The sequence below is a fragment of the Pseudomonas sp. 58 R 12 genome (assembly GCF_900005865.1).
GTDB classification, from domain to species: Bacteria; Pseudomonadota; Gammaproteobacteria; order Pseudomonadales; family Pseudomonadaceae; genus Aquipseudomonas; species Aquipseudomonas tritici.
Window position 1 is genome coordinate 43,370 of record NZ_CVTP01000017.1, and the last position, 14,955, is coordinate 58,324.

The window sequence follows — 14,955 nt, forward strand, 5'->3', positions numbered from 1 at the left end:
GAGCTGGCTTGCCTGCGATAGGGGCCACTCGGTCTGACGGGCTCACCCGACACTGGCCCCACCGCGCTCAATTCCGTACCATTCCCCGCCTTATCCCCCGCATTACCCTGGTACCTCATGAACCTCATCCGTCTGCGCGCCGATGCCCTGGCCGGCCTCACCACGTCTTTTGCGTTGCTGCCCGAATGCATCGCCTTTGCCCTGGTGGCCCATCTCAACCCGCTGATGGGGCTCTACGGCGCTTTTATCATCTGCACCCTCACGGCGTTGTTTGGTGGTCGCCCCGGCATGGTGTCCGGTGCGGCAGGCTCGATGGCCGTCGTGATTGTTGCGTTGGTGGTGCAACACGGCGTGGAGTATCTGCTGGCCACGGTATTGCTGGGCGGGTTAATCATGGTTGCTTTCGGCCTGCTGCGCCTGGGCAAGCTGGTGCGCATGGTGCCGCACCCGGTGATGCTCGGCTTCGTCAACGGCCTGGCGATTATCATCGCCCTGGCACAGTTGGAGCATTTCAAAAGCGGTGAGACCTGGCTCAGCGGTACGCCGCTGTACGTGATGGCCGGCCTGGTGCTGGTGACCATGGCCATCGTCTACCTGCTGCCGCGCATCACCCGTGCCGTGCCGCCCGCGTTGGTGGCGATCCTCGGCGTCGGCCTGGCGGTCTACCTCCTTGGCCTGCCGACCCGCACCCTTGGCGACATGGCCCACATCGCCGGCGGCCTGCCAACGTTTGCGCTGCCGCAAATCCCCTGGACCCTGGAAACCCTCGGCATCATCGCGCCCTACGCGTTCCTGATGGCGATGGTTGGTCTGTTGGAAACCCTGCTCACCCTCAACCTCACCGACGAAATCACTGAGACCCGTGGCTACCCCGACCGCGAAAGCGTGGCCCTGGGTGCAGCGAATATGGTCTCGGGCCTGTTCGGCGGCATGGGCGGTTGCGCGATGATCGGGCAAACCGTGATTAACCTCAGCTCCGGCGGGCGCGGGCGTTTCTCCGGGGTGTTTGCCGGGGTGATGATCTTGCTGTTCATTCTGTTTCTGTCGCCGTTTATCGAGCGGATTCCGCTGGCGGCGCTGGTGGGGGTGATGTTTGTGGTGTCGCAACAGACTTTCGCCTGGGCGTCGTTGCGCGTGATCAACAAAGTGCCGCTCAATGACGTGCTGGTGATTATCGCGGTGACGGTGATCACCGTGTTCACCGATCTGGCCACGGCGGTGCTGTGCGGCATTGTGATCGCGGCGTTGAATTTCGCCTGGCAACAAGCGCGCGAGTTGTATGCCGATGAACATCTGGAGGCCGATGGCAGCAAGCTCTATCGCCTGCACGGCACGCTGTTCTTTGCCTCGACCACGCCGTTCCTGAATCAATTCGATCCGGCCAATGATCCGGACCAGGTGACGCTGGATTGCCGCCACCTGAGCTTTGTCGATTACTCGGCGATTGCTGCACTGATGACCCTGCGCGAGCGCTACACCAAGGCTGGCAAGCATCTGCGGGTGCTGCATTTGTCCGAGCGCTGCAAGAAGTTGCTCAAGCGCGCCCGGGTACATCATGAGTAAGTGATCACGGCCCGACCAGGTTTTCCAGTTCCTGGGCGCGGGTCTGGGTCATGTCTAGCATGCAGCCGGTACCGTTGACCTGGTCGATGGTGCCGCCGGTGGCGGACCCTGCGAAGGCGCAATTGGCGTCACGGTACTTTATCCACAGGCGCTGCACGTCTTGCAGTTGTTGCTTGCGCGAGCCTTTCTGGGCGGCGAGGGCGGTTTTGTAGGCCTTGTTCAGGCGCGTGTCCTGGACCTTGGCTTCCTTGACGTTGCAACTGACCATTTCTACGGTCGTGTTGGCGCCGTCCATGCATTTTTTCAAGGCCGCGTTGTCGGCGGCTGAAGCAGTGCCACACAGGGCGAGAAGCACGGTACCGGCAGCAAGGGATGTGCGAATCATGGTCGATTTTCCTGGGCTTCGAGGGATGTGCATTCTATGACTCAAGCGCTCGCGTTGAGTTTCCAGTCTTTTCTGAACCTCATGTAAGAACACCCCCCGAATTTTCATGCACGGCTGTCGCGCATACCCCAACGCGACAGCGCTTACCTGTGGGCGAAAATTACTTTCATAGAATTTGAAAATGCCCTTCGGTAATGATTTATGAGTTTCACAACCAACTCGACGTGACCCTTTCCGAGGAGTACCGCATGGCCGCATCACCGGGCTTCGGGCTATTGGCATATGCTGCCATCGCCATCATTGCTTTGATCGTGCTGATTGCACGTTACCGGCTCAACCCGTTTATCGTCATCACCCTGGTGTCCATCGGCCTGGCGCTGATGGCCGGGATGCCGGCGGATACCATCATGGGTTCCTACGAGGCAGGCGTCGGCAAGACCCTGGGGCATATTGCTTTGGTGGTGGCGCTGGGCACCATGCTGGGCAAGATGATGGCCGAGTCTGGCGGTGCCGAGCAGGTGGCGCGCACGCTGATCAACCGGTTTGGCGAACGCAACGCGCACTGGGCGATGGTGTGCATCGCGTTCCTGGTGGGGCTGCCGCTGTTTTTCGAAGTCGGTTTTGTGTTGCTGGTGCCGATCGCCTTTACCGTGGCGCGGCGCGTGGGCGTGTCGATCCTGATGGTCGGCTTGCCGATGGTCGCCGGTTTATCGGTGGTGCATGCGCTGGTGCCGCCGCACCCGGCGGCGATGATGGCGGTACTGGCGTACAACGCCTCGGTAGGGCAGACCGTGCTGTATGCGATTTTGATCGGCATTCCCACGGCAATCATTGCCGGCCCGGTCTATGCCAAATTCATCGTGCCGCGTATTCACCTGCCGGCGGAAAACCCGCTGGAACGCCAGTTCATCGACCGCGAACCGCGTACGCGCCTGCCGAGCTTCGCGCTGACCATGGGCACTATCCTGTTGCCGGTGGTGTTGATGATGATTGGCGGCTGGGCCAACGTGATTTCCACGCCGGGCACGGGCTTTAATCAATTCCTGCTGTTTATCGGTAACTCGGTGATCGCGTTGTTGGTGGCGACTTTGGTCAGTTTCTGGACCTTGGGCCTGGCCCAGGGCTTCAACCGCGAGTCGATCCTCAGGTTTACCAATGAGTGCCTGGCGCCGACCGCCAGTATCACTTTGCTGGTGGGCGCGGGCGGCGGGTTGAATCGAATCCTTGTGGACGCTGGCGTCACCAACGAAATCCTCGGGTTGGCCCATGCCTTCCATCTGTCGCCGCTGGTGATGGGTTGGCTGTTCGCTGCACTGATGCGTATTGCTACAGGCTCTGCCACTGTCGCTATGACCACCGCCTCCGGCGTGGTGGCGCCGGTCGCCATGGGCCTGGGTTATCCACACCCCGAATTGCTGGTGCTGGCCACCGGCGCGGGTTCGGTGATCTTTTCCCACGTGAACGACGGCGGCTTCTGGCTGATCAAGGAATACTTCAATATGACGGTGATCCAGACCTTCAAGACCTGGACTGTGCTGGAGACATTGATCTCTCTTGTCGCCTTTGGTCTGACGTACGGTCTGTCCTGCATTTTGTAACCCGGAGACCCCATGGACATCCTCTACCAGATCCGCGCACGCCAGGATTCCTTCAGCGCCGGTGAAGGGCGTATCGCCAGGCTGATGCTGGAGGACGTAGGCTTTGCCGCTTCGGCCAGCCTGGAAGCGTTGTCCCAGCGGGCCGAGGTCAGCACGGCGACCTTGTCGCGGTTTGCGCGCAGTGTGGGCTGCCGGGATTTACGCGACTTGCGCTTGCAATTGGCCCAAGCCAGTGGCGTCGGCAGCCGCTTTTTGGACCCGGCGGGCTTGCCGGAGCAATCGGCGTTTCATCGGCAGATTCTGGGTGATATCGAGGCGACGTTGCGTCAGCACTTGTCGGGCTTCAACCAGGCGAGTTTCGTTGACGCGGTCAGCCTGCTGGGCAAGGCACGGATGATCCACGCGTTCGGCATGGGCGGCCCGTCGAGCTTGTGCAGTGATGAATTACAGGTGCGCTTGGTGCGCCTGGGCTATCCGATTGCGGCTTGTCATGACCCAGTGATGATGCGCGTCACGGCAGCGACCTTGGGCCCGGAGCATGCATTGATTGTGTGTTCCCTGACCGGCCTCACCCCTGAGTTACTGGACGTGGTGGAACTGGCGCGCAACTACGACGCGCGTATCGTCGCCATCACCCTGGCCGATTCGCCCTTGGCCCAGTTGGCGGATGTGCTGCTGCCGTTACAACCGGCCGAAACCAGTTTTATCTACAAGCCCACCGCCGCGCGCTACGGCATGCTGCTGGCCATCGACCTGCTCGCCACCGAGCTGGCGCTGGCCATGCCCGACGACAACCAGGAACGCCTGCGCCGGATCAAGCTGGCCCTGGACGATTACCGCGGCGGCCCCGACAGCCTGCCGCTTGGAGACTGATATGAAGTACGACACGTTGATACGCCAGGCGCTGATCATCGATGGTCGCAATACGCCCGGCTACGTTGCTGATGTGGGGTTGCGCGACGGGCGCATCGAGACGATCGGTGACTTGTCGGCGGCCGTGGCCGAGCATGAAATCGACGCCATGGGACGCGTGCTGGCGCCGGGTTTTATCGACGTGCACACCCACGATGACACCGTGGTGATTCGCCATCCGCAAATGCTGCCCAAGCTCAGCCAGGGTGTGACCACGGTGATCGTCGGCAATTGTGGCATCAGCGCCTCGCCGGTGAGTTTGCGCAGCGATCCACCGGACCCGATGAATTTGTTGGGCACGCGCGAGGCGTTCACTTACCCACGGTTTGCCGACTACCGCGCGGCGGTGGACGGGGCGCATCCGGCGGTGAACGTCGCCGCACTGATCGGCCACACAGCATTGCGCAGCAACCATATGGACGACCTGCACCGCAGCGCCTCGCTGGATGAGATCGCCGCCATGCGCGTGCAGTTGCAGGAAAGCCTCGAGGCCGGCGCCCTTGGTTTATCCACAGGCCTGGCCTATGCCAGTGCGTTCAATGCCGAGACTGATGAAGTGCTGCAACTGAGTGAAGAACTCACCGCGTTTGGCGCGGTGTACACCACCCATTTGCGCAGTGAATTCGAGCCGGTGCTGGAGGCGATGGACGAGGCGTTTTTGATTGGCCGGCATGCCAAGGCGCCGGTGATTATTTCCCACCTCAAATGCGCCGGCGCGGGGAATTGGGGGCGTAGCCCGCAGTTGCTGGCATCGTTGGAAGCGGCTGCGAAAACCCATCCAGTGGGGTGTGATTGTTATCCCTATGCGGCGAGTTCTTCGACCCTGGACCTCAAGCAGGTAACTGACGCGTTTCGGATCACCATCACCTGGTCGACACCGCACCCCGAATTGGGCGGGCGCGACTTGCAGGACATCGCCGCCGAGTGGGGTATTTCGTTGATGGATGCAGCGCGCCGCCTGCAACCGGCAGGGGCTGTGTATTACGGGATGGATGAAGAAGATGTGCGCAAGATCCTGGCGCATCCATTGTCGATGGTCGGGTCGGATGGGCTGCCGGAAGACCCGTTTCCACATCCGCGTTTATGGGGGGCGTTTCCACGGGTATTGGGGCATTTCAGCCGGGATGTCGGGTTGTTTCCGCTGCACACGGCGGTGCACAAAATGACCGGCTTGTCGGCGGCGCGGTTTGGTTTGGCCGGGCGCGGTGAAATCCGTGAAGGGCACTGGGCCGACCTGGTGTTGTTCGATCCGCTGCGCGTGCGCGATGTGGCGGATTTCAAAGAGCCACAGCGGGCGGCGGAAGGCATCGATGGTGTGTGGGTCAATGGCGTGTTGAGCTACAGCGACGGGCATGCGAAAGGCCTGCGCGCAGGTCGCTTCCTGGCGCGCAGTGGGGATTTGCGCCGTGGATTCGTGGTGGGTGGATAGACCGGGTTATCGTTCATCGCAGGCAAGCCAGCGCCCACAGTTGACCGAATGTGGCTGGATAAATGCGATCAACAGTGAGAGCTGGCTTGCCTGCGATTGCGATCTGTCATTCAACACGGGAAACCCTCTATAGTTGTGGTTTTCAGACACGGAGGCGGATACATGCACTTAGGAAAAGTCACCCCCATTTTGCGGATTTTCGACGAGGCCAAGGCATTGGAGTTCTACGTCGACTTCCTGGGATTCAAGGTGGATTGGCAGCATCGTTTCGAGGCGAATTATCCGTTGTACCTGCAGGTGTCGCTGGGTGAGTGCGTGCTGCATTTGACTGAGCATCATGGCGACGCCTCGCCAGGTTCGGCGGTACGCATTCAGGCGCAGGGCGTGGACGCCTATCAGCAGCAATTGGCGGGCAAGGATTACCGTTATGCCAAGCCTGAGGTTGAGGACACGCCTTGGGGCTCGCGCGAGATGAGCATCAAGGACCCGTTTGGGAATCGGGTGGTGTTTGCCGAGGAAGGTGAGGGCTGAGGGGTAAATCGCAGGCAGTAAAAAACCGCCTTAGTAGGGCGGTTTTTTATTGCAATCCCAGTTTGCGGCTGGGGTTGCGGCTTCAAAGGAGCAATGACGTGCATCGCGATATTAAGGCCCCTGAAGTCTGTCATGCAAGGTTTGATACTGAGCGGTTACATTTTTTGATGTATCAGTATTATCTGTAAAAAGTAGCAACAGATTTGAAGGGGGTAAGCGGGTATTCGGGCGCCGACCGTCACACCTTCAGCTGGAAGGTCGGGTTAGTATCGGCTCGGTTTCACGTTCGTCGTTTTACAGGTTGGCTGGGTTAACGCGAAGATTTCGACCGACCGCCACGGACTTGCACTCCGTGCCGGATACATGTGGAAGGATCATAAACCCGGCCGCCTCAAAGGAAGCATTGACGTGCATCTGAAGGCTCACGTGTTCCGGTAAGTGCGCTGGAGGTAAGGCCCAACTTACGGAGGGCCGAGTATGTTTAAGTTTGCACGACGTACATGGAACCTCGTAGTGAACTGCCTGCGTGCTTATCACGTATGGAAGTTCCTGCGGGACAGCTTTGATGACCGTTAAGGTCTGAGAAGTGGAGCCGCTTCGGTCTAGGCCGAGGCGGCTTTTTGGTTTCTTAAACCCGGAAGTGGCTGACCATCTGCTGCAACTGGCTACCCAACCGCGCCAGTTCCACACTCGACTTGGCCGTCTCATCACTCGCCGTCGCCGTCTGCTCCGACACATCGCGCACATTCACAATGCTGCGGCTGATTTCTTCAGCCACCGCGCTTTGCTGCTCGGCCGCTGCGGCAATCTGCTGGTTCATCGACTGGATGTTCGACACCGTTCGGGTGATGTTTTCCAGGGACACGCCAGCCTTGCGTGTCAGCTCGACGCTGCTGTCGGTGAGGTTGCGGCTGTTGTTCATCACCGCGGCGACTTGCTGAGTACCGTTCTGCAAGCCGGCGACCAGGCCTTCGATTTCTTCAGTGGATTTCTGGGTGCGCTGGGCCAGGCCGCGCACTTCATCGGCCACCACGGCAAACCCACGACCGGCTTCACCGGCACGCGCCGCTTCAATCGCCGCGTTGAGGGCCAGCAGGTTGGTCTGTTCGGCCACGGCCTTGATCACGTCCATCACGCTGCCGATCTTGTTGCTCTCTTGTTGCAGATGGGTCATGGCGTCGGTGGAGCGCGCCACTTCAGCGGCCAGGCGCTCGATCTGGGCAATGGCCTCGGCGACCACTTTGTCGCCGGCGCGGGCTTGGCCGTCGGCATCGGCCGCGGCCAGGGAGGCTTGCTCGGCGTTGCGTGCCACTTCCTGCACGGTGGCGGTCATTTCGTGCATCGCGGTGGCGACCTGGTCGGTCTCGATTTTCTGGCTGTTCACACCGGCGCTGGTCTGCTCGGTCACGGCCGACAGTTCCTCGGCGGCGCTGGCGATCTGCGTCACGCCGTCGCGAATGCCGCTGATCAACTCACGCAAGGTGGTGCCCATGCGCTGGATGCCTTGTTGCAGCACACCCAGTTCATCGCGACGGGTCACTTGGATGTTGTGGCTCAGGTCGCCGGAGGCAATGCGTTCCACCACGGCCAGGGTGTCCTGGATCGGGCGAGTGATCTGGCGAGTGATGACCCACGCGGCGATAACGCCGACCAGCAGCGCCAGCAGTGTGCTGATCAACTGCAGGCTGCGGGCCTGGGCGCTTTCGGCGTCGCGACGGGTCAGTTGGATCTCATACAATTTGTCGCTGATCGTAACGATATCGGCGCCCTGGGTGGTCATCTCGGCACGGGCGGACACGATGTTGGCGTTGGCGGCCTTGTAGTTTTGCACGGCGCTGCGATAGGCACCCAAGGCTGTTTCCAATGCGGTCAATGCGCTTTGCTGGCTGGTGCCAAAGGCAGTATTCAGGCCTTTCAAGCCTGCAATGGCTTTTTCGATTTGCTCGGCGGCGCGGGCTTCGGTGTCCGGGTTGACGTTGCCGGTGTAGCCGCGCACTTCGTAGCGGGCCAACTGGAATTGCATCTTGGCATCGGCGACGGCCTGGAACTGTGCGAAGCGCTCCGAACTGTCAGGCATCTGCTTCACGCTGGACTCCAGCGCATTGATTTGTTCATTGGCAATGTCGGCCTTGTCGCCCATCAACTGGCGCGAGGCGTTGCCGTTACGGTAAGCCTCACGCATTTTGTTCAGCGATTGCTGATAAGCGGTGATGATGGATTTCTGCTCGTTGAGCAGCTTGAGGTTTTCCGGGCTCTTGAAGCTGTCCAGCAGTTTCTGTTGCTGGGCAACGAAGGTGTCCAGGTTGGTCTGTACGTTCTGCGCCACGGCTTCGTCGCCGTTGGCGAGCATGTACTGCAGGCGCACGATTCGCAGTTTGGTCAGGGAGGCGTTGAGCTGGGTGATGTCGCTCATCCAGTTGCTGCGGTCGATCAGGCCGCCCAGGCTGGTCCAGCCGGTGAGGGCCAGGATCGAGGTGAGAACCAGCACCAGGCCAAAGCCCAGGCCGAGTTTGAGGTTGACGCTGATGTTGCCGAACCAGCTGTTCATCGAATACTCCGCAAGAATGATTTCGGTGTGCTGGACGGTGTTGTTGTTGGGGCCAGCCGAGTTATGTAGGCCTGTATCGGCGGCAATGTGTGAACCTGAAATACTTTTGTCGCCCGAATGACTCGGCGGTCGAAAACGGCCCCGCCCCTGGCATTGGGCGGGGCCGTGTGGCGTGGCTCAGGTGACCGCGCGCAAACCCGGCCCGATGCCCAGCGGCGGATGGCTCTTGAGTGCCTCGATCAATTGCGCCAAGTACAGAAAACGTTGTTCCTTGAGCCGATCCCAACGGTCAATGAAGTAGCGCCCACGGTCGTCGATTTGAATGGCGGTGGTTACGACACCTTCATTCCTGGAACGATGCACCAGGTAGATTTCAGTCGCCGAGGGCCGCTCGATCAGGAACTCGCCGGCCAGTTTGAGTGTGCTGCGATCAGCCCGTGGTACTGGCGGTGGCAGCGGTTTTCCGGGCAGTCCTACGCTCAGCTTGAAGTCACTGCGCAGGGCCATTCCACCCGCTTCGTCAGCCGTTTCCCAAGCGCCGAGATGCAGCGCTTTCGCAAGGCTTGGCGCTACATCGTGGATATGCAGGCTGATGGCGTCCTGCAATTGCGCGATGCCCGGCACAAGAAAATAGGTGTCGGTATGCGCCGTGCCCATCAGCGCCACCCACTTGTGCGCGCCTTGTGCTGCCTGGTCGGCCTTGATCACTTCGTTGGCGAAATAACTGAACAAGGTATTGCGCTCGCTGGCGTCGCCAATGCCCTTGGTGTGGTAGCTGGCAGTGCAGTCCAGCGCCCGAATGCGGAGCCCGTACTTATTGGCGGCGGCCAGTACATTGGTGTAGGTGTTGGGGCCGGTGTAGCGCCACATATGGCCCTGGTCCTGTGCCTTCAGGTAGCGTTGCAAACGGTCAGGCATCTTCAAGGTGCTATGGAAACTCTCCAATTGCGCCTGGTGCATGTCCGTCAGCAGGTGTTCCACATAGAGGGTCTTGACGCCCTGCTTCTTCAGCCACTTCATGTGTTTGATCAGAAATTGCTTGGGCGATACCGCCGAATGCACTTCGCCGATCACCAGGCCCAGCTTGAATTTGTACACCTGCTCGATGAAATCCGTCTCGGTGTTTGCGGTGGTCAGATGAGCCAAGGATGGCCGCGCCGCGGGGGTATACGTGTCGAGAAAACTGCTGGCACGGTCATGCAGTTTTTTGCGTATCTGAGTAAAGCTTCGCAGTGCCTCTTTTTGCGGTGCGGCCAGGTTCAGCGACGTGTAGCGAGGGTCCAACCCGCGAGGCTCGCCGGCTATTTGCATGATGTCCGCGTGGAAATGCTGCGGGATATCGAACTCATTGAAATGCGTCGCCACCATCCCGACCTGCGACAATCGCGATGTACCTTGTTGTGCGAGGACGTGATGAGCGGTGGGCAGCGCCAGCCGGTAGTCACCGCGCGCCTGGGTGGCGACATTTGCATCGGGCCAGATGCCCGTCGGTTGGCCCGGAGCTGCGTCCGCGATGCGCAGGGCCAGGGTGTTCTGCAGGTCGGCCAGGCCTGCCACCTGCTCATAGGTGCCAAGGCGATTTTGCTCGACCAACGCGATCCACCCATCCGCCGCGTCGCGCTCCATGACTTTGTGGGAATAGAAGTTCCTGAGCTTGCTGGCGCGGGGGATAAGGCGCTCGCCTTCCCCCAGGGCCAATACCTGTTCCAGATGATATGACGCCGAACCATCTAACCCCTCCACTGCGACGTTGTGGCGGTGGGCGCTGAGCATCAGTTGGCGGTAACTGAAGGGCGCTTGGCGGTGCAGCCCGAGCGCCACGTCGACGTTGGCCAGGTGCGCCTCCACCTGTTTGAGTGCGCGGGCGATATCGCCTTTGACCTGCTTATTCAGGACCTGCAATTTGCTGCGGAAAATATCCGCTGGCAGGTTTTCGATGTACAGGCGCTTCAAGCCTTTCTCCGCCAGGGCTGGCATGTTCTCGATAAGCAATTGCTTGCTGGCGATGGAGTTGTTGTGGGCGCCGATAATCAGGCGTTTTTGCGGCGTGAACAGGTTTTGCAAAATGTCAGCGTGGGCGGCGTCGGGTGCGAATGTCGGCTTGGCGGGCCGTGCAGGACGCGGGCCAAGCGCCTGGAAGAAGGCTTCGGCATCCGCGCTCAACCGCTGTACCTGCGCGGGGTAGGCCTCTTTGAGTGGCGCCAGTGCTGTGCTGGCACTGGCACGGGCGGCGAAGTCCAGGCCGGAACCCCAATCGGTCTGTTCCTTGAGGAAGTCCGGCGCCAGCACGGTGCGCAAATTCTTGCTTTGGTCGCGGGCGATCTCATACGGGGCAAGCGGGTTTTCGGCGTCTTCCGGCAGCTTTTCATATCTCGTGCGTCCGCCGCCGGCCATGCCTGAGCGCGTCCAACGGCCCTTGGCGTCCTGACTGACCAAACGCGCTGTCGAGCGATACTCGCCCGTCGAAGCGTCCAGGCGGTAAAGCAAATGCCGTCCCAGCGCATCCGGCTTTTGCGCGGCCCATAGCGTCTGGCCGTCAAACAGCGCGGGTTGCAGGCCGGGTGGCACGGTGCTTTTGAGTGGTTTGAGTGCCGCGGTTTTCAGGGCCTGCTTGCTGGCGGGAATCAACGGACGCAGGGGCGACAGCAAATTGAACGTCCCCTTTAGAACCTGGCGGTAATCAAACAGCAAGGCACCGCCGCTGTTAAGCAAGTAACCGAGAAAGTGCTGCAGCGCCATGCCTTTGTCGCGCTGCTGATAGGCGTTGAGCGCCAGCATGGCGTCCTTGAATACCAGCAGGCCGCCCAGGCTCAGGCTCAGGGGCGGGAATGGGATCGTGGCGACGGCGGTCAGCCATTCCACGCAGGTCCAGAGAATGCCGGTGATCATCTGCGTGCGGTTGCCCGTCGTGGCGTTGACGTCGTCGATCTTGCGTTGCAGCGCCATGTTGTAGAACTCATGGCGCAGATCGGCCAGGGGGGGCGCGTGGGCGATCGCGTCATAGCGGGCCGGGCTTGGCGTCGTGCGGTTGATATCACTGGGCAGGCCGTTGCGCACGCTCTCCAGAAATCCGCTGACCCGCGATCGGGACTGCGTCGGCACGCGCCCACAGAAGTAGGCCGGCATGCCGTCGACCTGCTTGAGCAGATAGTTGAACAGCCTGGCCTCGCGAAAACTGATGCCATCTGGAGCGTTCGGGGTATAGAGCAGCGTAGGGTTGTCGGCGTGACTGAACAGGTAGTTGCCGATCACCCATTCACCGTCGATGAATACGCGGTGCACGCGGTAGCTGTTGCGTTGGCTGACGGCCGTGTCGCCCAGGCCATCGTTGGCGCGCTCCAGCCAGGCGAGGTCGACACTGGCGATATGGCCTTGCAGGCGCGACTCAAGGGCCGCGCCTTTCATCTGCAGTTGGTTGATCTTCAGGATGGCGTTGCGCCGTTCGGCATAGCCCTGGCTATCGACTTGCAGTTGCAGACGGACCTGATCGGTGTAGCGCTGGCCGATCCACACCCCAGTCACTGAGCGGGCCACGTTCTGCGCGGTCAGCGGGCTCAGGTCCACGCCAGCCAGGCCGCGGAAAGTGGCGCTGGCGGAGAATTTTTCGTCGAGGAACCCCACGCCGTCTTCGTAACCGTCGCGGTACAACTGCGTGTAGGGCATTTCGGTTTTCGGCCCCAGCAGCGGCTTGGGCGAGTAGATGAAAACCGTGTCTGGATCGACATCATTCTGCTTACGCCCCAACAGCCGATTGAGGCTGGCTTTGGCGTGTTCATGCACATACGCCTCAAAGGTCGGCAGGCGCGCCTCCGAATCGGGCCGGGCATCGTAGGCGCGTTGTGCGCCCTGGGCATCTTCGGCCAGGCTGGTGAGTTTGATTCGGTCGGCTGCCGACGCCGCTCGATACCAGGGTGGGCTGCTGTGCTGGTAGTCGTCCAGCGCCTGGGATTCGAGCCAATGGGCGACCATCGCGTCCAGGCAGTCCGCATGGTTACACGCCGGGCCGAAGGTGACTTCCTGATACTCGTCGTCCCCTGGCTTAAAGCTCAGGTTGTTCAGGAAGGTCGCCATCTTGGGACGAAAGCGCACGGGGACTTGCTGGATCACATAGTCACGCATCGCCCCGGACGCTTCATCCGCCCAGCCGATGATGTGGGCCTGGCATTCCCGCAGGCTGTCGAAGGCCATGAACTGCCGAGCGCGCGGGGCTTCGGGTGTGCAGAGCAGCAGGCGCTTGACCTGGCCGCTGGCATCTTCGTCGCGCAGTACCCACAGGTCCTTGAGTTGCGCGCCATGGACCAGCACCGGTTGCGCCCGCCGGTGCGGATGAAGATTGGCGCGCAGTTGTTCGAAGCGCCGGTAATCGGCCGGGTCCAGATGGCCCTGGAGCCTGGCGAGGCTCGCCAGCGTGAGCAGGCGTTGATCGAGCAGCGTCCTTGTCGCCTGTTTGATTTCAGGCGTACCGAGCATGCTTTTTTGCTCGGCGGCAAAGTCCAGGCGCGGATGCAGGTCTTGTAACAGGAGGGCCAGCACGTGCGGAGTCAGTTGGGCATGATCACCCCGCAACGGCGCGCCAGCGTAAGTGAGTTGGCTGCGATGCAGGAAGTCGGAGCCAGGCAACCCGTCGTCGGTGTGCAGGCCTGCCAACGCCAACGCCACCAGGTTATGGCGTTGTGCATAGTCGCCGACGAGGGGGACCTTGCGCTGGGTGGTGATGTGCAGTTGGTGCGGATCGAGGTCGTGGATATCCATGTCGTCTGCCAGCCGCTCTACCAGTTGGTAGTGCGCCAGGGCCTGTGGTGTGGCGGCAGGGCCGAACAGGTCGAGGAATAACTGGCGGGCCTGATTGTAGTCCGCCAGTTTCGCGATCAACGCGTGTTGGTCAGTCGCTGCGGCATTGCGGAACCAGACGGGCAAACGGTTGTAGAGAGCTTGTTCCAGCAGGCGTTGGGCGCGAAATTCCAGGCGTTCGGAGAGGTCGGGCAGCGCCGCCTGAATGGCGGCGTCCAGCAATGGAACCCGCGTGGCAGGCGTGTGGTTCGCCAGGGCGGCCTCTATGTCGAGGCTGCGTTTGTCCAGCAGCGCCTGGTAGCTGAATTCGAACAGCGGCTGGTCGGTGATCGGTTGCAGTTCCAGGGGCCAGATACCGGCGCTGTCCAAATGTTGATAAGCCACAGGCAAGTGGCGAGTGAGCACGTCCCGGTCGGTGGCGGTTGCCATGATTGTCAGCAGGCCCTGGTCGAGGTCGTGCAACGAGACGAAGGGTTCCAGGCCACGGGATGGCGTGAATAGCAGCACCGGACCGACCGGCTCGCCGGAGGTCAAGTCGTTCACCACGGGGCTGGCCTGGCGCGTGAGCACGAAGGCGCCGGCAAAGGCCACGGTCTGTTCCTGATAGGTGAACGTCAGGGCATACATGCCTGGACGGAACGCCGGGCCGCGGGAGCAGTCTTCCACCATGCGCTGGTCGGACGGTGTGAGCAGGTAGTCCTTGGCGTTGAGGCGCGCTTCCTGTTCCAGCGCGGTGCTGCCGGCGGTATAGGTCATGTAGGCCTTGCGGCCCTGGCCATCCACGCGGCTGGTTTCATCCAGGGTTTGCAGTTGCTGGTCTAGATTGGTTTTCAGGCGCGCGAGCGAGGTGTCGTCTTCGGCAAGGCCGTTGTAGAGCGCGCGGGCCTGGGTGAAGAAAGCCGCGTTGGCTTGCTTGAGCGTGGCGTTCACTTTTTCCAACGCCTGGAGCGTGTGTGGTAATTGGACGGGGCGCAGCGTCTGGCCGCGCAGTGTCGGGTCGATCTCGAGCAGTTGGGTCTCGAGCTGCTCAAGGGTGGGTTCGGTCAGGGTGCTCATCGGCACAGTCCTCATGATGATGAAGTGAATCCTCAGCATGAGGTGACGCCCGGGCGGCGCAGCGGTAGATAGCTAGGGGGCAGGGGTGGGCTCATCAGGGGCAGGTTTTCTGTGCTAGTCTGCTGGCCCTTTTAGTTCTGGA

The 14,955-nt window shown here is 61.1% G+C and carries 8 protein-coding genes and 1 pseudogene; 5 read left to right on the forward strand and 4 right to left on the reverse strand.

What is annotated here, in order from left to right:
* Positions 1–117 precede the first annotated feature (117 nt).
* Positions 118–1,563: a SulP family inorganic anion transporter gene (locus tag BFP95_RS13045; protein ID WP_065880725.1), complete on the forward strand. Its 1,446-nt coding sequence runs from the start codon at positions 118–120 to the stop codon at positions 1,561–1,563.
* A gap of 4 nt (positions 1,564–1,567) precedes the next feature.
* On the opposite strand, the gene BFP95_RS13050 is transcribed toward BFP95_RS13045, so the two are convergent.
* On the reverse strand, positions 1,568–1,948 hold the full coding sequence (locus BFP95_RS13050) for a lysozyme inhibitor LprI family protein (protein WP_065874679.1): 381 nt from the start codon (positions 1,946–1,948) through the stop codon (positions 1,568–1,570).
* A gap of 248 nt (positions 1,949–2,196) precedes the next feature.
* Here BFP95_RS13050 and BFP95_RS13055 point away from each other — a divergent pair, with 248 nt between their 5' ends.
* The 4 genes from BFP95_RS13055 (at position 2,197) to BFP95_RS13070 (ending at position 6,418) form a co-directional block, all read left to right on the forward strand.
* On the forward strand, positions 2,197–3,546 hold the full coding sequence (locus tag BFP95_RS13055; RefSeq protein WP_065874688.1) for a GntT/GntP/DsdX family permease: 1,350 nt from the start codon (positions 2,197–2,199) through the stop codon (positions 3,544–3,546).
* Positions 3,547–3,558: 12 nt separating this feature from the next.
* A complete protein-coding gene (locus tag BFP95_RS13060) occupies positions 3,559–4,419 on the forward strand; it encodes a MurR/RpiR family transcriptional regulator (protein WP_065874680.1) in 861 nt (286 codons plus the stop codon).
* A 1-nt stretch (position 4,420) separates the two neighbouring features.
* The gene (locus BFP95_RS13065) at positions 4,421–5,887 is read left to right on the forward strand and encodes an N-acyl-D-amino-acid deacylase family protein (RefSeq protein ID WP_065874681.1); all 1,467 of its coding nucleotides are present in this window, start codon (positions 4,421–4,423) and stop codon (positions 5,885–5,887) included.
* A 162-nt stretch (positions 5,888–6,049) separates the two neighbouring features.
* The gene (locus BFP95_RS13070; RefSeq protein WP_065874682.1) at positions 6,050–6,418 is read left to right on the forward strand and encodes a glyoxalase superfamily protein; all 369 of its coding nucleotides are present in this window, start codon (positions 6,050–6,052) and stop codon (positions 6,416–6,418) included.
* Positions 6,419–7,046: 628 nt separating this feature from the next.
* On the opposite strand, the gene BFP95_RS30325 is transcribed toward BFP95_RS13070, so the two are convergent.
* The 3 genes and pseudogenes from BFP95_RS30325 to BFP95_RS13080 all read right to left on the reverse strand — a co-directional run bounded on the left by BFP95_RS30325 (position 7,047) and on the right by BFP95_RS13080 (position 14,813).
* A complete protein-coding gene (locus tag BFP95_RS30325) occupies positions 7,047–7,910 on the reverse strand; it encodes a methyl-accepting chemotaxis protein (protein ID WP_371905354.1) in 864 nt (287 codons plus the stop codon).
* Positions 7,911–7,949: 39 nt separating this feature from the next.
* A pseudogene (locus BFP95_RS30330) lies at positions 7,950–8,966 on the reverse strand (methyl-accepting chemotaxis protein); the annotation flags it as partial.
* A 177-nt stretch (positions 8,967–9,143) separates the two neighbouring features.
* A complete protein-coding gene (locus BFP95_RS13080) occupies positions 9,144–14,813 on the reverse strand; it encodes a membrane-targeted effector domain-containing toxin (protein WP_083224221.1) in 5,670 nt (1,889 codons plus the stop codon).
* Between the last annotated feature and the right edge of the window lie 142 nt (positions 14,814–14,955).